Annotated in this window: 19 protein-coding genes; 5 read left to right on the forward strand and 14 right to left on the reverse strand. The window is 71.7% G+C overall.

The genetic code is table 11. The features are described from left to right. Positions 1-35 precede the first annotated feature (35 nt). Entirely contained in the window at positions 36-245 is a 210-nt protein-coding gene (locus tag LUM46_RS01330; protein WP_108495333.1) for a BldC family transcriptional regulator, read from the reverse strand. A gap of 593 nt (positions 246-838) precedes the next feature. On the opposite strand from LUM46_RS01330, the gene LUM46_RS01335 reads away from it, so the two are divergent. Next, entirely contained in the window at positions 839-1042 is a 204-nt protein-coding gene (locus LUM46_RS01335; protein ID WP_274991776.1) for a DUF3073 domain-containing protein, read from the forward strand. 69 nt (positions 1043-1111) lie between these two features. Here the strand turns inward: LUM46_RS01335 and purM are convergent, their stop codons facing one another. The 10 genes from purM to LUM46_RS01385 all read right to left on the reverse strand — a co-directional run bounded on the left by purM (position 1112) and on the right by LUM46_RS01385 (position 16726). Further along, positions 1112-2221: a phosphoribosylformylglycinamidine cyclo-ligase gene (gene purM / locus LUM46_RS01340; RefSeq protein ID WP_274991777.1), complete on the reverse strand. Its 1110-nt coding sequence runs from the start codon at positions 2219-2221 to the stop codon at positions 1112-1114. 59 nt (positions 2222-2280) lie between these two features. After that, complete coding sequence (gene purF, locus LUM46_RS01345; protein WP_274991778.1) at positions 2281-3828, reverse strand: amidophosphoribosyltransferase; 1548 nt, start codon at positions 3826-3828, stop codon at positions 2281-2283. Positions 3829-3886: 58 nt separating this feature from the next. Continuing rightward, the gene (locus tag LUM46_RS01350) at positions 3887-4186 is read right to left on the reverse strand and encodes a hypothetical protein (RefSeq protein WP_274991779.1); all 300 of its coding nucleotides are present in this window, start codon (positions 4184-4186) and stop codon (positions 3887-3889) included. A 70-nt stretch (positions 4187-4256) separates the two neighbouring features. Beyond that, a complete protein-coding gene (locus LUM46_RS01355) occupies positions 4257-8816 on the reverse strand; it encodes an ExeM/NucH family extracellular endonuclease (RefSeq protein ID WP_274991780.1) in 4560 nt (1519 codons plus the stop codon). A gap of 357 nt (positions 8817-9173) precedes the next feature. Then, positions 9174-9590 (reverse strand): sterol carrier family protein, encoded by a 417-nt coding sequence (locus LUM46_RS01360; RefSeq protein ID WP_274991781.1) that lies wholly within the window; start codon positions 9588-9590, stop codon positions 9174-9176. Continuing rightward, the gene (locus LUM46_RS01365; RefSeq protein ID WP_274991782.1) at positions 9590-10030 is read right to left on the reverse strand and encodes a hypothetical protein; all 441 of its coding nucleotides are present in this window, start codon (positions 10028-10030) and stop codon (positions 9590-9592) included. Before LUM46_RS01365 ends, LUM46_RS01360 begins: the two co-directional genes overlap by 1 nt. Positions 10031-10055: 25 nt before the next feature. Further along, a complete protein-coding gene (locus LUM46_RS01370; RefSeq protein WP_274991783.1) occupies positions 10056-12218 on the reverse strand; it encodes an RNB domain-containing ribonuclease in 2163 nt (720 codons plus the stop codon). A gap of 48 nt (positions 12219-12266) precedes the next feature. Next, positions 12267-13229, reverse strand: coding sequence for an endonuclease/exonuclease/phosphatase family protein (locus tag LUM46_RS01375; RefSeq protein ID WP_274991784.1), 963 nt, complete (start codon positions 13227-13229; stop codon positions 12267-12269). Between the two features lie 131 nt (positions 13230-13360). After that, positions 13361-15700, reverse strand: a complete 2340-nt coding sequence (purL, locus tag LUM46_RS01380; RefSeq protein WP_274991785.1) for a phosphoribosylformylglycinamidine synthase subunit PurL — start codon at positions 15698-15700, stop codon at positions 13361-13363. A gap of 150 nt (positions 15701-15850) precedes the next feature. Beyond that, positions 15851-16726 (reverse strand): glycoside hydrolase family 16 protein, encoded by an 876-nt coding sequence (locus LUM46_RS01385; protein ID WP_274991786.1) that lies wholly within the window; start codon positions 16724-16726, stop codon positions 15851-15853. A gap of 224 nt (positions 16727-16950) precedes the next feature. Here LUM46_RS01385 and LUM46_RS01390 point away from each other — a divergent pair, with 224 nt between their 5' ends. Then, a complete protein-coding gene (locus LUM46_RS01390; RefSeq protein ID WP_274991788.1) occupies positions 16951-17889 on the forward strand; it encodes an EamA family transporter in 939 nt (312 codons plus the stop codon). Here the strand turns inward: LUM46_RS01390 and LUM46_RS01395 are convergent. Further along, a complete protein-coding gene (locus LUM46_RS01395; protein WP_274991789.1) occupies positions 17853-18404 on the reverse strand; it encodes a GNAT family N-acetyltransferase in 552 nt (183 codons plus the stop codon). The genes LUM46_RS01390 and LUM46_RS01395 overlap by 37 nt on opposite strands. A 167-nt stretch (positions 18405-18571) precedes the next feature. Here LUM46_RS01395 and LUM46_RS01400 point away from each other — a divergent pair, with 167 nt between their 5' ends. Continuing rightward, positions 18572-19702: a T6SS immunity protein Tdi1 domain-containing protein gene (locus LUM46_RS01400; protein ID WP_274991791.1), complete on the forward strand. Its 1131-nt coding sequence runs from the start codon at positions 18572-18574 to the stop codon at positions 19700-19702. Here LUM46_RS01400 and LUM46_RS01405 read toward each other — a convergent pair. Further along, the gene (locus tag LUM46_RS01405) at positions 19668-20324 is read right to left on the reverse strand and encodes a hypothetical protein (protein WP_274991792.1); all 657 of its coding nucleotides are present in this window, start codon (positions 20322-20324) and stop codon (positions 19668-19670) included. The two genes, LUM46_RS01400 and LUM46_RS01405, sit on opposite strands and share 35 nt — an antisense overlap. A gap of 77 nt (positions 20325-20401) precedes the next feature. On the opposite strand from LUM46_RS01405, the gene LUM46_RS01410 reads away from it, so the two are divergent. Continuing rightward, entirely contained in the window at positions 20402-21280 is an 879-nt protein-coding gene (locus tag LUM46_RS01410) for a DUF2599 domain-containing protein (protein WP_274991793.1), read from the forward strand. Positions 21281-21560: 280 nt separating this feature from the next. Continuing rightward, positions 21561-21860 (forward strand): hypothetical protein, encoded by a 300-nt coding sequence (locus LUM46_RS01415; RefSeq protein WP_274991794.1) that lies wholly within the window; start codon positions 21561-21563, stop codon positions 21858-21860. A 95-nt stretch (positions 21861-21955) separates the two neighbouring features. Here LUM46_RS01415 and LUM46_RS01420 read toward each other — a convergent pair whose 3' ends face one another. Continuing rightward, entirely contained in the window at positions 21956-24070 is a 2115-nt protein-coding gene (locus tag LUM46_RS01420; protein WP_274991796.1) for an acyl-CoA dehydrogenase family protein, read from the reverse strand. Positions 24071-24078: the final 8 nt, after the last annotated feature.

Genomic DNA, 24078 nt, shown 5'->3' on the forward strand with positions numbered 1-24078 from the left:
TCCTACTTGCCGACCAATCCGTCAACGACGTCCGACTAGTTGTCAGAGTCGCCCGAGCTGTCCGCTGCCGCACCGAGCAGCGCCCGTACCTCGGACTCCTTGTAGCGGCGGTGACCGCCAAGTGTCCGGATCGACGAGAGCTTTCCCGCTTTTGCCCAACGCGTTACTGTCTTTGGGTCAACACGGAACAAGCTCGCTACCTCGGCAGGCGTGAGCAGGACCTCGGATTCTCCGTGGATGGACATCCCCGCACCTCCTCCGGAACGGTGCCGGCCTGGCCGTACCAGGCGGTTGACGACACCCGCTCTTGCACCATTGTTAGCAGCAAACGGGATTTAGGCGACTTGGGGACGGGGTTTATTTCCTCACTTTCTCCGCTCCTCGCCACGCGCGCCCGTTTCGGGCGAGTCTCGGACACGTGCGACACGCCGACGGCGGCATCCGCTCCCCGCGCCCGCCGTACACATCACCGCTCCCCCACCATGCCCGGCAGACATCCGTGCATCGCTGAGGCATCGGTAAAGCGTCGAAGGTGGATACCCCCGGCTATGCGGGTGAGATGGCCCGCAACAGGCCGGGGCCCGGGACCCCCACCACCACAGGTCCGCTTGTGGCAAACCGAGTGTCAAGTGACAGTCAAGCGGCCGAAGGGGTCGGCGAGCAGAGGCGAAGCCCGAACGATCTGAATGTCACATCGGCGGATGGGACGAATCACGCTCACGGACTGGAAGAAACGTCGTACCAGCATGTAACGTTGGAACCTGGACAGACGAAACGCCACGGGGCCGCACGTCCATGCACGGTGCCGCCCCGCTCCTACGTTGAGGGGGTCGGAGCCATGGGCCGCGGCCGTCAGAAGGCAAAGCAGACCAAGGTTGCTCGCGCGCTGAAGTACTACAGCCCGGACACCAATTATCACGCCCTCGAGCAGGAGCTCAGCGGGGGTTCCCACACGGATGTGGCGACAGAGTCGCGGTGGGAGTCGCCGGAGGACGAGGAGTACGACAACAGGTACTCCGACTGGGCAGAGCAAGAACGGTAATACGCGCTGAGGGTGCCGGCGCGTCTGCGCCGGCCCCCAAGCCCGGTCCTCGACCGGGCTTTCAGCACGTCACGGTCGGTAGTCGTTCACCAGTCTGACCGCACCGCCGGACACACCCTTCGTTCCTGCGACCAGGTTCTCCTGCGCCGTGGTGGCATCCAGGGTATCGACGCTCCCCAGCGTCCACGCAGGCACGCCCAGCGTGGAAAGCCGGGCGAGCGCCGCGTCCGCGCCGTCAGCGCCCACGACCGCCACCATGCCGACGCCCAGGTTCAGGGTGTTCTCCAGGTCCCGGTTCGGCACGCCGCCGAGGTCGCGCACCATGCGGAACACCGCCGGCACGTCCCAGGACGCCCGGTCGACCGTGGCCACCAGCCCTGCCGGAAGAACCCGTGCCAGGTTCGCGGCGAGCCCGCCGCCGGTCACGTGCGTGAACGCGTGAACCTGTGCCGTCTCGTCCGCGGCCAGCGCCAGGCAGTCCGCCGCGTAGACGCGTGTCGGCTCCAGCAGCTCCTCGCCCAGTGCACGGCCCAGCTCGTCCACGTGCCGGTCCAGGGCCCAGCCCGCCTGCTTGATCACTGCGCGTACGAGCGAGTACCCGTTGGAGTGCAGTCCGCTGGACGCCATCGCGATCAGCACGTCGCCCCGCTGCACCCGGTCCGGACCCAGGACCTTGTCGGCCTCTACGATGCCCGTCGCCGCCCCCGCGACGTCGTACTCGTCCGGCTCCAGGAGGCCCGGGTGCTCGGCGGTCTCACCGCCCACGAGGGCGGTGTCCGCCACCTCGCAGGCCTGGGCGATGCCGCGCACGATGTCCGCGATCCGCTCGGGCACCACCTTGCCCGTGGCGATGTAGTCGGTCATGAACAACGGCTTGGCGCCCATCACGACGATGTCGTCGACGACCATGCCGACCAGGTCGAACCCGATCGTGTCGTGCTTGTCCATCGCCTGGGCGATCGCGACCTTGGTGCCGACGCCATCCGTGGACGTCGCCAGCAGTGGCGCGCGGTAGCCCTGGAAGGCCGACAGGTCGTAGAGGCCGGCAAAGCCGCCCACGCCGCCGAGCACGGCCGGACCCTGCGTGCGGCGCACGGCGTCCTTCATGAGCTCGACGGCCTTATCGCCCGCCTCGGTGTCGACGCCGGCAGCGGCGTACGTCAGGCCTTCGGATGTCACTGGTGCTCCATGAGGGTGGTCGGGGCGGGTGAAGCGGTGTGGCTGGTGAAGCTGCGTGGTCACGGGTGGTCGAGCGCGGTCGAGCCACCGGTGCGCACGGCGAGGTGCTTGAGACCGTCCTCGGGCGGCCCGAGCGGCAGCTCGGCCTGCTCGAGGAGGTGCTTGCCGAGCTGGTCGTCCGGCGGCAGCTCGATCGGGTACTTGCCCGTGAAGCACGCGGCGCAGAGCTGCGAGCTGGGCTGCTCGGTCGCGGCGATCATGCCCTCGGTCGTGATGTAGCCGAGGCTGTCGGCGCCGAGCGACTGCCCGATCTCGTCGACTCCCAGGCCGTTCGCGATGAGCTCCGCACGTGAGGCGAAGTCGATGCCGTAGAAGCACGGCCACTTCACCGGGGGCGACGAGATACGCACGTGCACCTCGGCGGCGCCCGCCTCGCGCAGCATGCGGATCAGGGCGCGCTGCGTGTTGCCGCGCACGATGGAGTCGTCGACCACCACGAGGCGCTTGCCCTTGATGACCTCGCGCAAGGGGTTGAGCTTCAGCCGGATGCCGAGCTGCCGCAGCGTGTCGGACGGCTGGATGAAGGTACGGCCCACGTAGGCGTTCTTCGTGAGGCCCTGCCCGAACGGGATGCCCGACTCCGCCGCGTAGCCGACGGCGGCCGGCGTGCCGGACTCCGGCGTCGGGATCACGAGGTCGGCGTCGACGGGGTGCTCGCGCGCGAGCTGACGCCCCATCTCGACGCGTGCCGAGTGCACCGAGCGGCCGTTGATGGTGTTGTCGGGGCGGGCCAGGTAGACGTACTCGAAGACGCAGGCGGCCCGCTCCGCCTCGGCGAAGCGCTCCGAGCGCATGCCGTCGGCGTCGATGCAGATGAGCTCGCCCGGCTCGACGTCGCGCACGTAGGACGCGCCCACGATGTCCAGGGCCGGGGTCTCGCTGGCGACGACCCAGCCGCGGTCGAGGCGGCCGAGGACGAGCGGGCGCACGCCCTGCGGGTCGCGCGCCGCGTACAGGGTGTTCTCGTCCATGAAGACCAGGGAGAAGGCGCCGCGCAGACGCGGGAGCACCTCCAGCGCCGTGGCCTCGAGCGTCCGGTCCGCGTCACCGGCGAACAGCGCGGTGATGAGGGCGGTGTCCGTCGTGTTGCCCCGGGCGAGCTCGCCCCGGCGCTGCGCGCCGTAGCGCTCGGCCACGAGGTTGACGAGGTCAGCCGAGTTGGTCAGGTTGCCGTTGTGGCCCAGCGCCACCGTGCCCGACGCCGTCGCGCCCAGCGTGGGCTGAGCGTTCTCCCAGGTCACCCCACCCGTGGTGGAGTACCGACAGTGCCCGACGGCGATGTGGCCGGTCAGGGCGTTCAGGGCCGTCTCGTCGAAGACCTGGGAAACGAGCCCCATGTCCTTGTAGACGAGGATCTGCTCACCGTTGCTGGTGGCGATGCCCGCGGACTCCTGTCCGCGGTGCTGCAGGGCGTACAGACCAAAGTACGCGAGCTTGGCGACCTCCTCGCCAGGTGCCCAGACCCCGAAGACGCCGCATGCGTCCTGGGGGCCCTTCTCGCCGGGCATGAGGTCGTGGTTCAGTCGGCCATCTCCGCGCAGAGGCATGTTCCGAGTATCCCATGCGACCGGATCGAAGTCGTCAGGCCGGTCTGTGACCTCTGTGTCAGCGCCCGCGCAGGCTCCGGCGGTCCGCGATGACCGCGAAGAGGCCGGCCAGGAGGGTGGTCACCATCGTGACGAAGGCGGTCAGCACCGTGATGTACACGCCGGGCTTCATCATCGCCGCGCCGGACGGTGAGTTCACCAGGTAGAGCGAGAGGGCCAGCCCGAGGACGATCCCGACCAGAGCGCCCGTCCAGAAGAACGCCTTGTACCGCGGAGCCCGGCGCACGGTGGCCGGGTCGATGACGTCGCGCACCTCCACGTCGTCGGAGGAGTCGCTCGGTGCCTGGGTTTCACTCACGAAACCAGGGTACGCGTCCCCTCGCCGAGGTAGTCATCCGACTTCGCCGGATGACTACCTCGGCGGAGGGTTACTTCACGAGCTTCCAGGGGCCGTGCTTCCACGCACCCGGGATCTGGAGGATCGTCGGGCGGGTCGCCACGTAGACCTTGCCCTTGTACGAGACGGTGTCGCCCCACCAGTACAGCTTCCACGGCTGCCACGCGGGAGCGACCGGCTCCACGGGGTCCGCCGCCTCGACGGTGACGGGCAGCCGGGCGGTGGTGCCCGACGGCGACGCCTCCACCAGGAGCTGGTACGCGCCGGGTGCCGTGCCCGCCGGGACGGTCACCGACGCCGACGTCGCGCCCCCGGAGACCGTGCTGGTACCGAGCGAGACGCCGTCCGACACCGCCCCGCCGGACGGGACCAGGAAGGTCTCGACGGCGGTGTTCTGCGGAGCGCCGAGCGAGGTCAGGTCCAGGCCCGACAGGCTGACGTCGGTCGAGGCGCCGGCCTTGACCGTGCCCGGCAGGGTCGTGGCGACCGTGCGGGTGCGGGCGAAGCTCGGCGTGATGGGCGAGGAGCTCTGCAGGTACGAGATCCACGCGTCGCGGTCCACCAGTCCCGAGTCGCGACCGTCCGTGCCCTCGGTGAAGGTCCGGAAGTTGTCGCCCCCGGAGATCAGGAACGAGAAGGTCGCGACGCGGTACTCCGCGGCCGGGTCGACCGGCACGCCGTCGATGGTGATCGACGAGACGTTGTCGCCGGGTGCCGCGTTCGGGTCGGCGGTCTTCACGGTGTACGAGACGTTGTCCGACAGGCCCAGCGCCAGGTACGGGCGCGACGGGCGGTTGCCGTTCGCGTCGGTCTGCCACTGCTCCTCGAGCAGCGCGTCCAGCTGCGCCCCCGTCAGCGTGATCGTCCACAGGTTGTTGACGAACGGCAGCACCGCGTTGGCCTCGGCGTACGTGATGACGCCGTCCTCGCCGTGGTAGAGCTCGTTGCGCAGACCACCGGGGTTCACGACGCCGATGTCGGCACCACCCCGCTCGTCGCTCGCGAGCGAGTCGCGCAGCGAGTTCGCCACGAGGTTGCCCAGCGCCGACTCCGACGCGCGGTCGTCGCGGTTGCCGCCGGTGTAGACGCCGTCCGCGTACGAGCCGCCCGCGAAGGCCGTGGTGACGTCGGCGGTCACCTCACCGATCGGCTCCGCACCGATCTTCTCGGCCTCGGCCAGCGCGGCGTCCACGATGGTGTCCACCTCCGCGACCGCCGGGTACGTCGCGATCAGCTCGGCGGCCGGGGTGGTGGAGCGCGCCACGTTCTCGACGGTGTAGTCGGTGACGTCGAACGACTCCGTGTCGACCGTCAGGGAGACGTGACCCAGGAACTCACCGTAGTTGCCGGTCTGGACGACCGGCCGGGTCTCCCCCGCCGAGCCCGGGACCGGCGCGTCCCACGCGTACTGCTTGTGCGTGTGGCCGGTGAAGATGGCGGCGACACGCGGGTCGGTGTCCTGCACCAGCGCGGCGAACGGGCCGCCCGCGGCGACCTCCTCCTCCAGCGTGGCGCCGTCGGGCGTGCCCGCGCCGGCACCGTCGTGCGCGAGTGCCACGACCAGGTCGGCCTCGCCGTTCGCGGCGTCGCCGTCCAGCAGCTCTTCCGTGACCCGGTTGATCGCCTCGACCGGATCGCCGAACTCGAGCCCTTCGATACCCGAGGGCGTGACCAGCGTGGGCGTCTCCTCCGTGACCACGCCGACGAAGCCGACGTCGACGCCGTCCACCGGGACGACCTGGTACTCGGGCAGCGCGGGCTCACCCGAGGCGTCGTAGACGTTGGCGCCGAGGTAGTCCCAGTCGGCGGCGTCGGCGACGCGGCCGGTGAGGTCCGCCATGCCCTGGTCGAACTCGTGGTTGCCGACGGCCGAGGTCTTCAGACCGAGCGCGTTCAGCACGTCGAGGGTGGGCCGGTCCTGCTGCAGCGCGGACGCGAACAGCGAGGCGCCGATGTTGTCGCCCGCCGAGACGAACGCGGTGCCGTCGGGATTCTGGGCCCGCAGCTCCTCCACCGTGCCCGCGAAGCTCACGGTGTTCTGGTCGATGCGACCGTGGAAGTCGTTGATGGCCACGAGGTCGAGATCGACGGAGCCGGGCTCGGTGGTCGTGCCGCCGAGGTCCAGACCCACCAGGACCGGGTCGTGGTCGGACGACCGGAACGGCGTCTCGTCGTAGAGGATCGACGCGTTGTAGTTGTACCGGCTGTACTCGTTCGCCACCGGCTCGTACGCGTTGATGTTCCAGATGTCGGTGCCGGTCACCAGGTCCGCGGCAGCCGGGGAGGCCAGCACGTGGTCGAGCGAGCCGACCATGCCGCCGAAGGTGTAGGTGTACTCGCCGGTGGCAGGACCGAGGTTCGTGTAGCCGGCGTCGGTGAGGACCTTGATCGGGTCCTCCTGCTCGTAGGCGTTGAAGTCGCCGACCAGCAGGACCTTGTCGGTCCCGGCGGCTGCGGCCTGCGCCTCCGCGAAGCTCGCGAGCGCGGTCGCCTGGCGCGTCCGGGACTCGTTCGAGTTGCCCTGGCCGTCGCCCTGGTCCTGGTCGCCCGGCCACGGACCGGCCGAGCCCTTGGACTTGAAGTGGTTGGCGATCACGACCACGTCGTCGCCGGCGTCGGTCGCGCCGCCCGCGGGCTGGAACGTCTGGGCCAGCGGCTGGCGGGCGTTCTGGAACGCCTCGTCGCCGACCAGGATCGTCGAGTCGCCCACCGGCTCCGCCGTGGCGGTCCGGTAGACGAAGGCGTTGCGGATGACGTCCTCCGCGGCGGGTACCCCGCCGGGAGAGGCCGCGTAGGCCCAGGTGCCGGCGCCCTCTGCGGCGTTCAGCGCGTCCACGAGGTCGCTCAGCGCCTGGTCACGTGCCCCACCGAGCGCGGCGGTGTTCTCGATCTCCAGCAGCGCGACCACGTCGGCGTCGAGCGCCGAGATCGCCGCGACGATCTTGGTCTGCTGCCGCTGCAGGTCCTCCTCCTCGGCAGCACCGCGTGCGTCGCACCCGCCGCGGACCGTGACGGGGTCGCCCGCACGGTCCGTGTAGTAGGTGCAGCCCGAGAGCTCGTCGCCCGTGGTGCTGAAGTAGTTCAGGACGTTGAAGGTCGCGACCCGCAGGTCGCCGCCCACGTCGGCGGGCGCGTCCTCGCGCGTGTTCTCGAACGTGGCCGGCTGCACGGTCTCCGCCACGTCGGGCGTCAGGTGCGTCAGCGGCTGGAAGCCCCACGCGTCGTAGCGGTAGTCGAGGACCACCGACGTGGTGAACGTGACCGCGGCACCCACCCGCAGCGGCGCACCGCCGGTCAGGTAGGGCAGCGGCTTCGCCTTGTTCGCGTTCGAGTTGTAGTTCAGCGACGAGCCGTCGTCGAGCAGCACCGCGCGCGCCGCGTTGTCCGCGACCTGCGCGTCGTACTCCGCCGAGCCCGGGCGGCCGGCGGTCGTGGGCTGCACCAGCGGGCTGTCGCCCGCGGCCAGGCCCACGGAGCCGTAGTAGTTCGTGTCGTAGTTGTCCGTCACCGTGAAGGCGCCCTGCGGCGCGAGGAGCATGCCCTCGAGCGCCTCGCGCTCGGCCGCGGTGGCAGGCCAGGCAGTCGTGGTCGGCTCAACCGTCGCCGGCTCGTCCAGAACGGTCCAGCCGCCCGCCGACGGGGTGAGCTCCGTCAGCCCGTTGTGCTCGGAGACCGTGCCGGTCACCTCCACGTGGTCGCCGGCCGACAGGTCGGCGGCAGCCGCCGCCGAGAACACGAAGAGGCCGTCCGACGCGCCGGGCGTCGGGTCCTCGCCACCGCCGGTACCGGCAGTCTGCAGGTACAGGCCGTTGAATCCGCCTGTCGGGTAGACGGCCGTGACGACACCACGGGTCGTCACGGTGTCGCCCACGAGCGGCGAGGTGTCACCGGTGCCCTGGATCTCGGCGATCGGGGTGACCTCGCCGGGCTCCGTCGGCTCCGTCGGCTCCGACGGCGTGGGGCTGGGTTCGGGCTCCGAGCCCTCGCCGTTGACGGGGGTCACCTCGGCGGAGAACACGAAGTCCGCCGAGTTGTCGCCCGCGTCGCCGGTGCGCTCCAGCGACCCGACGACGCCGGTGCCCTGCCCGGCCGGGCCCCGAGCGGTCTCGAACGTGTCGGCCGTGCCGTAACCGAGCAGGTCGACGACGCCCGCGGCGCCCTCGGCCGGCACGGCGCCCTTGGTGGGCGTGACGGCGGTGGCCTGCGACGCGAGCGCGACGACGCCGGCCGTACCGCTCGGGTTGAGGCTGCCGACGGCGTCGGGCGTGGGGAGCGGCTCACCGTTGGCCGCGTTCGAGGCGCCCTGCACCAGGTAGTGACCACCGGCGGCGATGGTGCCGCTCAGCGCGGTGACGCCGGAGAACGACGCACCCGTCGCGGACTTGTACTGGACCGACCAGCCGTCGACGCTGACGGGCTCGTCCGTCGGGTTGTACAGCTCCACGAACTTGTTCCGGTACGGCTGGCCGGAGCTGCCGCCGACGAGGTAGGCCTCACTGATGACGACGTGCCCGGAGTCCGGGCCGTCTCCGGCCGTGGGTGCGGCGAAAGCCGCCGTCGCAGGCGCGGCGAGCGCTGCGGAGAGAGCCACTGCGACGGCGGCTCTCGCACGGGATCGGGGGTTCGGTCGCGGGGACCGGAGCGTGCTGGGTCTCACGCTGACTCCTTCTGCAATAGCCGACCCGGGTAGGTCGGGCTGGAGTGCACTGCTGCTGAATGTCCTGTGGGGTCCCGCAGCCGGGCGCGCATCCGTTGCGCGAGCGATCCGGCACGAGCGCCACCAACCAATCACTGCATCGTGAACCGGCGGTTACGGCCGAGCACCGGCCGGGAGAACTGGCGTCCCCGCACCGGGTGAACCGTGTCGCGACCGATCCACGAGATCGACGCCGAGGCTAGCGGGTGTCGCCGACATCCGCTGCCCTGCACGCGCCGCCGGCGCCACGGTTCACCCGCGAGCCTCCGGAGGCCTCGGGTCGCCGGACCTTCCGGGCACCGCCCGGCGCTCGACCGTCAACGGCAGCAGGTGGGAGATGTCCGAGCGTTCGCCCGAGGCGTGCACGCGACCGTCCGCGACGGCGTCCGCCCAGGCCACCACGCCGGTGGCCAGGCCGAGCCAGGTGTCCGGGTCCGTCTCGACCACGTTCGGCGGCGTGCCGCGCGTGTGGCGCGGACCGGCGACCGCCTGCACGGCACCCGCAGGGGGCACGCGGACCTCCACCGAGTTGCCGGGGGCACGGTCGGCGAGCTCCTCGAGCGTGAAGCGCACGGCAGTGGTCACCGCACGGCGCTCTGCCTCACCTTGCGTCCAGGCGGCCACGGCGGTGCGTCCGGCCGCCGGGTCCGTCCGGCGTCGCGGGGACACTACTGCACCGCCAGGAAGTCGCCGAGCCGTGTCCAGCCGGACCGCTCGAGGCTGGTGAAGTCGGTACCGGGCACGACGAACATGGCCTTGTCCGTGCCGTTTCCCACCTCGGTGCCCGTGGGATTGGGCGCCATGGTGCAGCCCGAGACGCCGCTCCCACCGCCGTCGACCAGGACCAGGCAGGTGGAGGCACCCTCGTTGGAACGCGCCGCGTAGAACGTCGTGTCGCCGTCCGCGCCGAGACGGCGTGTGGTCTCGCCGTCGACCGACACGTCGTCGAGCGCCTGGCCGGGAAGCACGTCCTCGCTCGTCTGCTCCTCGTCGAACAGGCTGTTCAGCTCCTCGGTCCCGTCCGACGGCGTACAGGCGGTCAGCAGCAGGGTGAGCCCGACCGCGGCAGCCACACCTGCCCTCCGGGCAGCAAGGACGGCGTCGGTCATGGAGCCAGTATCGCGGACCGCCGCGTCAGTAGCGGTAGACGTCCGAGCCGGGGCCCTCCACGGCGAGCAGATCCGCGGCCACGACCACCGGTAGCTCGAGCGACGCCACGGAGGGGTACTCCGCCACGTGCACGACGTCCGGCAGCCCGCTGCCCCCGACCGCGGGCACCGGCTGCGACGACGGCGGCGCGAGCCGACGGGGTGAACCGCTCGGGGGCAGGTGCCGCGGCCACGGCTCGGACAGCGGTATCTCGTCGCGGACCTGGGGGCGCACGGGCCGCCGCACCGGCGGGTAGCTGATGCCGTGACCAGGGTGCCGGGGAGCCTGTGCGGCCTGGGCCTCGCCGTCCGGCTGCGGTCTCGGGGTGGGCTGCGGATACGGCTCCGGGGCCGGGCGTGGCCGGGGCGTCGGGCGCGGTCCTGGGCTCGGGCTCGGCTGGGGCTGCGGGCTCGGCTCGGGGCCCGTCGTCGGCCCCGGCTGGACGCCCGGCCGCAGGATCCTTCCGTGCGCGGGTACCGGACCATCGGCGACAGGAGCGGCGAACGGCGCGGGCGCGGCTGCGCGTCGGGCCACACCGGCGGCCGATCGCGACCCGGGCACCGACCGCGGGCCGGACGTGGAACGGCGCCCGCCGCCCCACGCGCCGGTCCGGCCGGACCTGGACTGGCTGCCGGTGCCCGCAGCCCGGTCGGCCGTGGGCGCCGTGTCGATCGCGTGCTCGCCGACCAGCGTGAACATGACACGGCGCTCGGCGACATCGGCCTCGGTGAGCCTGACCCGCACCTCGTCGCCCAGCGGCAGCCGCGTAGCCGTCACCCGTGCGCGGACGGCAGGATCGCGCAGCACCACCAGGCCGCGCTGCACGTCCTTGGTGTCGTCGTCGACGTCGACCACCACGGCGTCGAACTCCTCGCCCAGCCGGTCGGCGAGGAGCGACGCCTCGACGATGTCGACGCACTCTCGCTCGAACGAGGAGGCTCGACGGCCGGTCTCGGCCATCACGGAGGGCAGGTGCGGCAAGGCTTCCAGGACCCACGCGGGCACTGCCGTACCCGCGGAGACCGCGAGGCAGACCTCTGTCGCGTAGCGGTCCACCAGGCGGCGCAGCGGGGCGGTGACGTGCGCGTAGTCGGCGGCGATGGCGGCGTGCCGGGTGCTCTCGGGCGGCGGGACGGGAGCGCCGTCGGGCCCCGGCATGCCGAACGCGACGTAGCCGGCCCCGCGGAAGAGCGTCGTCGCCTCGTTGAGGAACGCGGCGTGCTCCGGGATCCGCGACACCAGCGTCGGCACCAGACGTGCGTACGGGAGGCTGTCGGCCCAGTCGATCCGCAGCGCACGGGCCGTGCGGCGCAGGCGGGTCACGTCGCGCGGGTCGGCCTCGGGAAGCGTGCGCAGGATGCCGACGCCCGCCTCACGCATGAGGTGGGCCGCCGCGATGCCCGTGAGCAGGGAGATCTGCGCGTTCCACTCCTCGACCGGCAGATTGCGGCGGAACGACAGCGTGTACGTGCCGTCCTCGCGGCGCTCCACCTCCTGCTCGGGCACCTCCAGCGAGACGCCGCCGCGGGCGGACTCGAGCGACTGGCGCAGGCGCCCGACGTCGGCCAGCAGCTGCAGGGACTCGCTCGCCGTGCCCGCGTCGAGGGCCGACTGCACCTCGGCGTAGGTGAGCCGCTCGCGGCTGCGCACGAGCACCCGCTCCAGCGAGGCGCCGGTGATGATGCCGCGTGCGTCCAGCGTGACCGTCCACAGGACCGCCGGCCGGTCCTCCTCGGGCAGGAGGCTCGCCGCGCCCTCCGACAGGATCTTCGGGTGCAGCGGGGTGCGCGCGTCAGGCCCGTAGACCGTCAGGCCCCGCTTGCGCACCTCACGGTCGAGCGCTCCGCCGGGCGTCACGAAGGCGCCCAGGTCCGCGATCGCGTAGTGCACGACATAGCCCTCGCCCGACTGTTCCACGTGAACCGCTTGGTCCAGGTCCTTGGAACCAGGCGGGTCGATGGTGACGAACTCGATGTCGCGGCGGTCGGTGCGGCCGGCAGAGAAGTCCTGCTCGACCGCTGCCCGCGCCTCCTCGAGAACGTCCTGCGGAAACATCGCGGGCAGGCCGACCTCGGCGCGGAGCGCCGCGAGGGCACTGCTCACGTCGTCGGGGGCGGCGGGCGCGAGGCGCATCTGACGAGTCGGCACATCTGCGAACATAGGCCGATTCCGCGCTCCCCGCGCGATGTCACTGTGCTATTCGACGACGACCGTGGCCAGGAGCGCCCGGTGGTCCGTGCCCGGGACCTGCATCGTGACGACGTCGGAGACGGGCATGTCCTTCTCCACCACCACGTGGTCCAGCGCGAACAGCGGGGGCACCTGGGCAGCTTCCGGCCAGGTCACCGCCGGTCCCGCACCCCACTCACGCGTGGCGTCGGAGAAGCGCGAGCCGAGCAGGTCGCGGAAGGTCGCATGGTCGTAGGTGGCGTTGAAGTCGCCCGCCAGGATCTGCGGTGTGTCGTCCGCGTGAGCCTGCTCGGTCAGCTCGACGAGCTCGGTGCGCCAGGTGGTGATCTCCGTGGGCATCGGCGGGTGCGGGTGCACCACCGTGACGCGGACGTCGGTGCCACCCACGCCGACGAGGGCCGACGGCATGGCGAAGCTCGTGCCCGGCAGCTCCTCCTCGTCGGACAGCGGCGTGGACGACCAGAGACCGCTGCCCGCCGGGCTGTCGTCGGCGGGCACGGTGAAGCTGTGCGCCAGCAGCTCGTCGAGGCCGGCGTCCGCCAGGGCGTCCTCGAACGCGGGGGTCAGCTCCTGGACCGCGAGCACCTCGACGTGCTGCGACTCCACGAGGTCGACGACGCTCCGGGCGTCGGCCTGCCCGTACAGGGCGTTGATCGTCATGACCCGCAACGTCCCGGCATCGGCCGGGTCGGCGGCCGACGCCGTGTCCGGCGGCACGAAGAAGGGCGCCGTCCAGTACACGTAGCCGGCCATCGCCACCGCGAGCAGCAGGGTCAGCACCCGGCGGCGGGCGAACAGCACGATGATCAGCAGCGGCAGCGTCAGCAGCGTCGCCCACGGCGTGAACGCCACGAGGTGGGGCAGCGAGACCACGTTGTCGAACGGAAGGAGCCGGGCAACGGCCACCAGAAGCAGGGGGATCGCGATGATCCAGAGCACTACCGAGATGAAGCCATGGACAAATCGCACTCCCGGACCCTACCGGCTGCGCGACGGCGGGTGTGGCCCCTTCGCGGGTGATCGGCAGAAGGTCAGGTGATCGGCAGTACGAGCTGCCGATCACCTGACCTTCTGCCGACTACCCGCCCGGGCGTCTCCGGTCAGCCGAAGATGCGCGGGAGAGTGGCCTCGTGGGCCTCGCGGGCCTCCGACAGCGGGATCTCGAACTGGCCCTCGATCACCACGGCGTCGCCACCGGTGCTGCCGAGGCGGAGCACCGGTACGCCGGCGTCCTCGGCGAGGTGCGTCAGCTCGCTCTCGTGCTCGGGGTCGACGGCGACGATCACACGGCCGGTCGACTCGGCGAACAGCGCCACGAACGGGTCGACCTTGTCGCGGCCGGTCACCCCCTCGAGCGCCACCGACGCGCCGATGCCGAACCGCAGCGACGCCTCGAGCAGGGCCTGGACCAGGCCGCCCTCGGACAGGTCGTGCGCGGCAGCCGCGAGCCCGGTCCTCCGGGCCTCCACGAGCGCGGAGGCCAGAGCCTTCTCCGCGGCCAGGTCCACGCGCGGCGGCAGGCCGCCGAGGTGCGAGTGGACGACGTCGGCCCACGCCGAGCCGTCGAGCTCGTCCCGCGTGGTGCCGAGCAGGAGGAGCGAGAGCCCCTCGGTCCGCCAGCCGGACGAGAGCGCGGTGCTGACGTCGTCGAGCACGCCCAGCACGCCCACCACGGGGGTGGGGTGGATCGACGAGTCGATCTGGCCGGGCTCGCCCGTGCCGTTGTAGAGCGAGACGTTGCCGCCGGTGACCGGCACGCCGAGCTCCTGGCAGGCGTCGGCGAGGCCCTCGATCGCCTCGACGAGCTGCCACATCGAGTCGGGGTGCTCCGGCGAGCCGAAGTTGAGGCAGTCCGTCACGGCGAGCGGCTTCGCGCCCGACGTGGCGACGTTGCGGTACGCCTCCGCCAGGGCCAGCGCGGCCCCGGTCCGCGGGTCGAGCTTGCCGTAGCGACCGTTGGCGTCGGTCGCGAGCGCGACGCCGAGCCCGGTGGTCTCGTCGACGCGGATCACGCCGCTGTCGTCGGGCTGGGCGAGCGCCGTGTTGCCCTGGACGAACCGGTCGTACTGGTTGGTGACCCACGCCTTGGAGGCCAGGTTGGGCGAGGACAGCAGCGTCAGTGCGGTCTCGCGCAGCTCGGGCCCGGTCGCCGGGCGGGCGAGGGCTGCCGCCACCGTCGTGTCGGCCTGCAGGCTGTCCTGCCAGGACGGACGGGCGTAGGGGCGGTTGTACACGGGCCCCTCGTGCGCCACGGTCCTGGGGTCGACGTCCACGATGCGCTGGCCGTGGTGGTCGATGGTCAGCCGGCCGGAGTCGTTGACCTCGCCGATGACGGCGGTCTCGACCTCCCACTTGCTGGTGATCGCGAGGAAGGCGTCGAGCTGGTCGGGCCGGACGACCGCCATCATGCGCTCCTGCGACTCCGACATGAGGATCTCGCCGGCGTTCAGGGTGGGGTCGCGCAGCAGCACGTCGTCGAGGTCGACGTGCATGCCGCCGTCACCGTTGGAGGCGAGCTCGGAGGTGGCGCAGGAGATGCCTGCGGCACCGAGGTCCTGGATGCCCTCCACGACCTTCGCCGAGAACAGCTCGAGGCAGCACTCGATGAGGACCTTCTCCATGAAGGGGTCGCCCACCTGCACGCTCGGGCGCTTGGCGGGGACGCCGTCCTCGAACGTCTCGGACGCGAGGATCGAGGCGCCGCCGATGCCGTCGCCACCCGTGCGGGCGCCGAACAGCACCACCTTGTTGCCGAGGCCGGAGGCGTTGGCGAGGTGGATGTCCTCGTGCCGCAGCACGCCGAGGCAGAGGGCGTTGACGAGCGGGTTGCCCTGGTAGGAGCCGTCGAAGACGAGCTCACCGCCGATGTTCGGCAGGCCCAGCGAGTTGCCGTAGCCGCCCACACCGGAGACGACGCCGTGCACGACCCGCGCCGTGTCGGGGTGGTCGACGGCGCCGAAGCGCAGCTGGTCCATGACCGCCACGGGGCGCGCGCCCATCGAGATGATGTCGCGGACGATGCCGCCCACGCCGGTCGCGGCGCCCTGATAGGGCTCGACGAACGAGGGGTGGTTGTGCGACTCGACCTTGAAGGTGACCGCCCAGCCGTCGCCGATGTCGACGACGCCCGCGTTCTCCCCGATACCGACGAGGAGGTGCTCCTTCATCTCGTCGGTGACCTTCTCGCCGAACTTGCTCAGATGCACCTTCGACGACTTGTAGGAGCAGTGCTCGCTCCACATCACGGAGTACATCGCGAGCTCGGCCGCGGTGGGGCGGCGGCCCAGGATGTCCTTGATGCGCTGGTACTCGTCCTCCTTGAGTCCGAGTTCTCCGTACGGCTGCACCTCATCAGGGGTGGCCGCAGCGGTCTCCACCGTGTCCAGTCTCGGGACGGCGGGAGTCGGGCGGGAGGGTGCCTGGGACGCGGGCGCGGTCATGTAGTTCCTCGCGAGCGGGGTAGGTTTCTGGGCGCCGGAGCGCCACGCCAGTCTACGACGCGTCACGCAGCAGGGTGGTCGCCCGTACGCAGACCTGCCAGACACACAGGTCACAGGAGTGATCCGTCCGTCTGACAGGTCGGGCACCGGTCAGAGCTGGGAGTCGTACACGCGGACGTAGTCGACGACCATCTGCTGGGGGAACTGCGTGGTCCCGTCCGGGTATCCCGGCCAGTTGCCGCCGACGGCGACGTTCAGGAGGAAGAAGAACGGCTGGTCGAAGACCCACTGGTTGCCGCCCGTGTCGGCGGTGGTGCGGGTCTGGTAGACGTTGCCGTCCACCGACCAGCTGATCCGACCCGGCTCCCAGTCGATGGCGAAGACGTGGAAGTCGTCGGCGAACGACCAGCCCTGCGGGTGCGTGTACGACGCGCCGATGCCCGCGCCGCCCGAGTAGCCGGGTCCGTGCAGGGTCCCGTGCACCATGTGGGGCTCGTACCCGACGTTCTCCATGATGTCGATCTCGCCCGAGTCGGGCCACGGGACGCCGTTGCCGATCTGGCCGCCGAGCATCCAGAACGCCGGCCAGATGCCCTGGCCCCGGGGAATCTTGATCCGCGCCTCGAGGTGGCCGTACTTCGGCTGGACCTTGCCCTGCGTGGTCAACCGGGCCGAGGTGTAGCCGCCGTTGCCGTCCTGGCGGGCCGTGATGACGAGGTTCCCGTTGCCGTCCAGGGCGGAGTTCTCGCGGGAGCTGGTGTACGTCTGCAGCTCGTTGTTGCCCCAGCCGCCGGCGCCGGTCTCCAGGTTCCAGGTGGCCGGGTCCGGGGCGCTGCCCGCCGCGCCGTCGAACTCGTCGGACCAGGTCAGCGCGCCGAGGGCGGCGTCCTGCGCGGCCGGCGCCGACCCGGCCTCGTGCGCCTTCGGGGCCGCCGCGGAGGCGACGAGCGAGGCGGACAGGACGAGGGCCGCGGCGGCGGACGCCGTGACGGTGGTGCGGATGGTGCGGTGTCTCGTGCTACGCATCGGACGCTCCTTCGCGAAGATGTGTCTCCCGCCGCGCAGAGGGCGGGGCGGGGCCTGTGGTCGATCGCACTGGATGGTGAGGCGACGCTACTTTTCACCCGTCCGATGGGACAAGATGGTGAAAGTACGTAGTCAGACGCCCACAGTGACCCTTCAGTCCCGCTGAATGGTCAGCCAGTGATATGCGATGGACGTGCAGGGTTGCCCCGGCCGACCATGGCCGCATGCCCCTGCGCCACTCGCTCCTCGCCGTGCTCGTCATGATCATCTGGGGCACCAACTTCCTCGCGATCGACGCCGGCGTCGACGACGTGCCACCCGTGCTGTTCCTGGCGATCCGGTTCGTCGTGGTGCTGATCCCCGCGATCTTCCTGGTCCCCCGGCCGGCGGCCGCGTTCAAGGACGTCCTCGTGGTGGGCCTGTTCCTCAGCCTCGGCCAGTTCGCCCTGATGTACACGGCGATCTGGCTCGACATGCCGCCCGGCCTGGCCTCGCTCGTGCTCCAGGCGCAGGTGGTCCTCACCGTCCTGTTCGCCTCGGTGGCGCTCCGCGAGCGCCCGACGCCGCCGCAGCTCGTCGGCGTCCTGCTGGGTGCGGTAGGGCTGGTGATCGTGGGTGTCGGGCGGTCGGCGGCCACACCCGGCCTCGCGTTCCTGCTCACGCTCGCGGCTGCGGCGTCGTGGGCGACCGGCAACGTGATCGTGCGCCGGCTGGGTTCGGCGACCCAGGCGGCGGGCGGCCGTCAGAGCCCGCTGGCCGGACTCTCCATGACCGTGTGGTCGGCACTCGTGGTGCCGGTGCCGATGTTCGCTCTCTCGCTGGTGCTGGACGGTCCTGCCGCCGTCGGCTACTCGCTGACGCACCCCACGTGGGCCGCCGTGCTGTCCACCCTCTACACCGCGTGGCTCGCGAGCCTGGTGGGCTACGGCATCTGGAACACCCTGCTGGACCGGTACCGGGCGAGCGCGGTGGTGCCGTTCACCATGCTGGTCCCGGTGGTGGGCATGACCGCCGCCTGGCTGGCACTGGACGAGGTGCCGAACGCGGCCGAGACCGGGGGCGGCCTGCTCCTGCTGCTGGGGGTGGCGATCACGTCGGGACTGCTGCGGTGGCCGGGCCGGCCCCGCTACCGCTCCGCCGGACAGGTCAGCTCCAGCGCGTAGCAGAGCAGGTCCACCCCGGGTACGGGCGCCCAGGCACGAGCGGGCTCGCGCCTGAAGCCGAGCCGCTCGTAGAGCCGGTGCGCACCGTGCGCGACGGTCTGGGTGGACAGGACGATCCGGCGCGCCCCGGCAGAGCGGGCGATGCACTCGCGCACGAGCGCGGTCCCCACGCCCTGTCCCTGGGCGTCCGGCGCGACGCCGAGCATGCGGATCTCCGCCTCGCCGTCCTGGGCGATGTCGGCCATCGGGCCGCCGCGCGGCACGAACGTCACGCCGCCCCGTACCACGCCGTCGTCCAGCGCGACGATGATCTCCGCGGCGTCCGCCCGGCTCGCGACGTCGCGGAGCACGTCGGCGTAGAACGCGGAGCCGGGGGCGTCGAGCTGCCCGTCCGCGAAGAACGCCTCAGCGACGATCTTGCCGACCGCCTCGTACTCGGCGGGCACGGCATCGCGCACCTCGACGGCACGCCGCTCTCCGGCCCGCGCCTCGGCCACCTGTCGCTCGTCGCTCATGCCACAACGGTAGGCCGCGCCGGTGACACTCCCTCCGGCTCGTTGCACGGCCAGCAAGGTGCCCGCGTCGGGCCTCGCGTGAGCCCCGCGCCACTATTGACTGCTGGCGTAACAAAGATGTCATCGGGGGCTTCCCGTCGTTTACCCGATAGTGGTTTCATTCGGACATGAAGCTGCTTCGAACTTTTCCGAAGGTTTCCTTCGAGTTCGGGCTTGCCTCATGGCAGTGGCTGGGGCTCCGCGAGCAGACTCCGCGCTTCGCGACCTGTTTCGGCGACCTCTTCCTCGAGTCGCTGGACGGATGGTGGTTCCTGGACACCGTCGAGGGCACGCTCGAGCTCCGCTGGACCTCGGCGGTCACCATGTACGCCGAGCTGGAGTCGGCGGAGGGCCGCGCCACCTACCTCATGGACGACCTGGTCCGCGATGCCCGGCGCCGCGGCATCCACCTCGGCGAGGAGGACGTCTACACCTTCAACCCGCACCCCGCCCTGGGCGGCGAGCTGGGCGTGAACGGACTCGGCGCCATGCGCTTCGAGCTGGCGGTCAACTGGGTCGGGCAGATGCACGACCAGGTGCTGCACGGATCCGGCGAGCTCAACCTCCCCCCGATGCCCGACGACGGGCGTCACGCCGGTGCCCCTCGGGTCGCCGCGGCCTGGGACGCCGCCTGGTCGGACGACGAGACCTTCGACGTGCCGTTCGAGCAGTACCTCGCCACCACCACCTTTGCCGCGGTCGCCGCACCGGGGCAGAACGGCGGCGTTCAGCCCTACGCTGCCCCGGCCTACGACGTCCAGACCTACGCGACCGAGAGCTACGAGGCGCCGGCCAACCCGGCCCAACCCGCCCCTCGGCCGCCCTGGCCGGTACAGGACGGGCCCGCCCCGCTCTGGTCCGGACCGACCGAGACGGCGCAGCAGTGGACGGAGCCGAACCAGGCACCCGAGCCCGCGACAGCGCTCGACGATCACGTGGCCCCGTACGACTCGTCATACCCCGCCGCGGAGCAGCACGGGACGAGCACGTCCGACCAGCAGCACGGTTGGCCCCCACCGCAGCAGGACTGGCTCCCGCACGGCGCCGACCCGGACAGCTCCGGCCCGGATCAGCAGGTCCCGGCCGGCCCGACCTGGAACAGCCCGACATGGAACGGTCCGACCTGGGGCAACCCGACCTGGGGCAGCACCACGTGGGGCAGCCAGGCCCCCGCCGTGGCGGCGGGCGGCAGCCAGCAGCAGTCCTCCCGCGCCGACGACCCGTTCACCGCGTGGGACGACCTGTGGGGGAAGCGCTGAGCCGCTGCCGCCGGGCGACCGCCGCCTGACGCACGACCGGTGCTCCCGTCGGCCGTTCCGGACGCAGCCGACGTTCGCGCTCCGCGCGCGCGACCATGCTCAGCTCACCCGGGGTGGTCGTGCGCGCCCGCTTGAGCAGACGGGTCTCGAGCGCCAGCCGGTTGCTCCGCCGCAGCCCGTCCGTGTAGCCGAGGATCGTCTGCGCGTGCGCGTGGGTGATGTGCCCGCCGCGCAGCGCGGCGAGCGTCCGCGGATGCTCGTGCACCAGCGCACGGGACTCCTCGATGAGCGCTACCGCCGAGCCTTCCGGCACCCGCAGCGCCCTGGCCAGCTGCTCGACGAGCTCGGGCGCCAGCCCGGCGAGATCGTCCGCGTCGACCTCCGGGGCCTCGAACAGCTCGGGCTGATCGGCGACCCACTCCCGGACGGACTCCATGAGCACCGCCCGTGAGGCCGCGAGCGAGGCAAGGAGCGCGTCGACCGCCGCCACGGCGTCGACCGCCTCCGTGAGATCCGCGAAACCGCTCGCGAACCCCGACTCGCGCGGTGCGGCTGCACCACGCGGAGACTGGCCCGGCACATCGGCGGGACCACGAGTCACCAGCACCTTGTTCGAACGCATGTTCTAAACATAGGGGGTGACGGCGACACGCGCCACCCAACGCGCCGGTCCGTGCCGGCCACCCGCACAATGGGGAGGTGCCGATCCGACGAGCCGCCCGGTCGCCCCTTGCCGTGTGCACCGCGCTGGCCGCGCTCCTCGCCCTGAGCGGCTGCGACCTGGCCGACCGGGGAGACGGCGCCCGCGGCGCGGACGCCGGGCCGTCGCCCACCGGAGCGGAGCCGTCCCAGCCGTCCGAGGACACGAAGGCGCCGGTTCGCAGCCGGCCCAAGCCGCGCACCAGCACGATCACCCTCGACGACGTCGTCCTGCGGATCGGCGCCCGGAAGGCCGTCACCGTACAGGCGGACGAGGACGGGCCGGGCACCCGGACGGTCACCCTCAGCCTCGCTCCCGGCGGCTCGGCACGCATCGCACTTGCCTCCCCCGGCGCGCTCGACGTCGACAGCGACGGCAGCATCACCGTGCTGGACGGTGACGGCACCCCCGTCGCGGCGGTCAGCCCGCCCGCCACACCGTCGGGCACGACGGAGGACGACGCGCCCCGCATCGAGGTCACCGACATCGACGCCACCCGTGCCCGGGTGGAGGTAGACCGGCCCAGGGTGGCCCGCGGGTCGGACTCGGCCGGGACGGCGCGCCGTCCCGGTCCGCTGCCCGTCACGTTCGTGGTCGGCACGCACGCGATCGAGAGCGCGACCTGGGGCGAGAACGAGGGCGGGCGCTCGCTCGCGGTCGACCCGACGGACTGGGCGCGGCACGCCGGCCAGGCGGGCCTCGACCTGATCCGCACCCAGCTGGTGGCGGCCGAGCCGGACGCAGGCAGCACCACCATGGGCGACCAGCTCGTGTGCCACGCGGTGGGCGCACCCGACAAGGCCACGTGGAACCTCGAGCCCTGGCGGCCCGACGTCGGTCTCATCCTCACCGCCACCGCGCACTGCAACCCGGTCTGACGCCGCCGGACCGCCCACCAGGGGCAACCGCACCGTGACCGATTCGTGACCGGCGCCGGTGCGATTCGAGGTGCGAAGGCGCCTCGGTTGAGGTTTCCTGGAAGCGACGGCGAGGCAGGCTCGCCACACAATCTGATGAGCCCCAGCTCAGCCGGACCCCAGCTCATGTCGTCGTGCGCTCCCGGGCGCCCGATGCCGTCCGTCGGCGCCCGGCGTTTCACGGGATCCCCCCTGGGGTCAGGCATTGCTCCTCGGAGATACCTTGGCAGGGAGGCTCCTGATGACCCGTGTACTAGTCCTTGGATCGATCGTCGCCGTGGGTAGCGGCGTACTGCTCGGATTCTCGGTCGCCTACCAGCTGGTACCGCTCGCCGTGCTCGCCGCCCTCCTCGGGCTGGCGGGCACTTTTGCGACCGTACGGGCGACCCCTGAGCCGGCGACGGAGCAGGGCGCCCCCGTGACGCTCGGCGGGCCGCTGGCGCGCACCGTCGACGACGAGGAGGCCGCGGAGGAGCCCGTCCCGGCTCCCGTGCAGCAGCTTCCCGTCCCCGTCGTGGCCGCGGTGCCCGACGCCGCGTGACCCGTCACCCATAGGCGGACGACGAAGGGCCTCGACGGGCTCGACCACCGGTGGTCGAGCCCGTCGAGGCCCTTCGTCGTCGCCGGCCCGCTGCGTCAGGCGCCCCGCGCCTCCCGCTTGCGCAGCTCCTTCTCGCTGATCGGCGCCGTACCGCTCGCCCGCAGCTCGCGGTAGTACGCGGCCGCCTCGTCCTGACGCACCTTCTCGGAGCCGTCGGCGATGGGGGCGCGCAGGTGCTCCTGCGTGAAGCCCCAGGCGTCGATGACGTCGAGCACGTGCGGCCGGAGCTGCTTGAGCAGCCGGTCGATCGTCGACGTGACAGCCTTGGCGCGACCCGTCGAGAGGCGGCCGTTGGTCAGGTGCCAGTCGAGGTGCCGCTCGATGGTGGTGAGGCCGTAGATGTCCCGGAGCAGGGTCAGCACCTTGCGGGTGTCGGCGTCGGACACCTTGCCGATGGCCTTCGTGAACGCGTCCCAGCGCACCAGCTCGGCCCACGCGGCGGCGGACCCGATGAGGTTCACCTGGTTGTCGTCGAAGATCTCCTGCGCGCGGATCGAGTCGGCCTTGAGCGCCGGCCGCATGCCCATCGCGGTCGACGCGACCATGCCCTCGAAGCGCCCGGCGATGAGCTCACGCTGCACCTCGGCGTCCAGCAGCCGGCCCGCGGAGCGCGCACGGCCGCCGTCGGCCACCGTCTGGCCGAGCCTCTTCAGCGGGAGCTTGTGCAGCACCGCGTCCTTGGCCTGTCCGGCCACGATGGTCGCCATGCCCCCGGGGGACTTCGCCACCTTGGCCATCCGCTTGCCGTAGTCGCCCACGAGGCGCTTGGCCGCGAGCTGCAGCAGCACGTGGTTGTCGCCCTCGAACGTGGCGTAGATGTCGAGGTCCGCGCGCAGACCGGTGAAGCGGTTCTCCGAGAGGAAGCCGGCGCCGCCGCAGGCCTCGCGGCACTCCTGCAGGGTGTCGAGCGAGTACCAGGTGGAGGTCGCCTTGAGCGCGGCGGCCGTCGTCTCGAGGTCCTCGCGCATGGCCGGGGTGTCCTCGCGGCCGGAGAACACCGCGTCGAACAGGTCGAGCAGCTCGTCGTGCGCGAAGTGCATCGCGTACGCCTCGGCGATGCGGGGGAAGAGACGGCGGCGGTGCGTCGCGTAGTCGAGCAGCGTCAGCTCGTCGGCACCGGCCGACGGCGAGAACTGGCGGCGCTGGTCGGCATACTTCGTGGCGATCGCGAGACCGATCTTCGCCGCGGTGATCGCCGCGCCGTCCAGCGAGACGCGGCCCTGCACCAGGGCGCCCAGCATGGTGAAGAAGCGCCGGCCAGGGCTGTCGATCGAGGAGGTGTAGGTGCCGTCCGGGGCCACCTGGCCGTAGCGGGCGAGCAGGTCCTGCCGTGGCACGCGCACGTTCGTGAAGTGCAGCTTGCCGTTGTCGATGCCGTTGAGGCCGCCCTTCTGCCCGTCGTCCTCGCCGCCGACGCCCGGCAGGAACTCCATGGTCTGCGGGTCGCGGATCGGCACGTAGAAGCAGTGCACACCGTGGTCGACGCCGTTGGTGACGAGCTGCGCGAAGACCGTGGCCGCGACGCCGTGCTTCGCCGCGTTGCCGAGATACTGCTTCCACGCCCCGCGGAACGGGGTGTTGAGCACGAACTCCTCGGTCTCGGGGTCGTACGTGGCGGTCGTGCCGATCGAGGCGACGTCGGAGCCGTGGCCGGTCTCCGTCATCGCGAACGCTCCGGGCACGCTCAGGTCCATCGCCCCGGGAAGCAGCCGGTCCTGCTGCTCCTCGGTACCGAGGTGCAGGATGGCGGAGCCGAACAGGCCCCACTGCACGCCCGCCTTGATCTGCAGCGACGGGTCGGCGGCGACCAGCTCCTCGAACCCCACCAGGTTGGCGCCCGCCTGCGCGCGGCCACCGAGCCGCTCCGGGAACGCCCGCAGGACGTGGCCGTAGGGCACCATCTGCTTCATCTGGGCGAGGGCGATCTCCCGGTGCTCCTCCTTGGTGATCCCCTCCTGCTTCCAGAGCTCGGGATGCTCGGCCACCATGCGACGAGCCTCCGCACGCTCCTCGGGCCAGCGGCCGAGCAGCATGCGCTGCAGGGCGGGCACGTCCACGCGGGTGCCCGACGCCGGACGAGGCGCCTGGGGCTGGGGCGCTGCGGCCTCGGTGGCCGTGGGGGTGGTCACGGACTCGGAGGTGGTCGTCATCGATTCTC

The organism is Promicromonospora iranensis, from assembly GCF_028994805.1.
Lineage (GTDB): Bacteria > Actinomycetota > Actinomycetes > Actinomycetales > Cellulomonadaceae > Promicromonospora > Promicromonospora iranensis.

What these genes read in the sequence shown, in the direction of transcription:
- LUM46_RS01420 (WP_274991796.1), bottom strand. Translation starts at nt 24,070, where the DNA reads ATGACGACCACCTCCGAGTCCGTGACCACCCCCACGGCCACCGAGGCC.
- LUM46_RS01405 (WP_274991792.1), bottom strand. Translation starts at nt 20,324, where the DNA reads ATGCGTTCGAACAAGGTGCTGGTGACTCGTGGTCCCGCCGATGTGCCG.
- LUM46_RS01330 (WP_108495333.1), bottom strand. Translation starts at nt 245, where the DNA reads ATGTCCATCCACGGAGAATCCGAGGTCCTGCTCACGCCTGCCGAGGTA.
- LUM46_RS01390 (WP_274991788.1), top strand. Translation starts at nt 16,951, where the DNA reads ATGCCCCTGCGCCACTCGCTCCTCGCCGTGCTCGTCATGATCATCTGG.
- LUM46_RS01400 (WP_274991791.1), top strand. Translation starts at nt 18,572, where the DNA reads ATGAAGCTGCTTCGAACTTTTCCGAAGGTTTCCTTCGAGTTCGGGCTT.
- LUM46_RS01365 (WP_274991782.1), bottom strand. Translation starts at nt 10,030, where the DNA reads ATGACCGACGCCGTCCTTGCTGCCCGGAGGGCAGGTGTGGCTGCCGCG.
- purL (WP_274991785.1), bottom strand. Translation starts at nt 15,700, where the DNA reads ATGACCGCGCCCGCGTCCCAGGCACCCTCCCGCCCGACTCCCGCCGTC.
- LUM46_RS01395 (WP_274991789.1), bottom strand. Translation starts at nt 18,404, where the DNA reads ATGAGCGACGAGCGACAGGTGGCCGAGGCGCGGGCCGGAGAGCGGCGT.
- purF (WP_274991778.1), bottom strand. Translation starts at nt 3,828, where the DNA reads ATGCCTCTGCGCGGAGATGGCCGACTGAACCACGACCTCATGCCCGGC.
- LUM46_RS01335 (WP_274991776.1), top strand. Translation starts at nt 839, where the DNA reads ATGGGCCGCGGCCGTCAGAAGGCAAAGCAGACCAAGGTTGCTCGCGCG.
- LUM46_RS01415 (WP_274991794.1), top strand. Translation starts at nt 21,561, where the DNA reads ATGACCCGTGTACTAGTCCTTGGATCGATCGTCGCCGTGGGTAGCGGC.
- LUM46_RS01385 (WP_274991786.1), bottom strand. Translation starts at nt 16,726, where the DNA reads ATGCGTAGCACGAGACACCGCACCATCCGCACCACCGTCACGGCGTCC.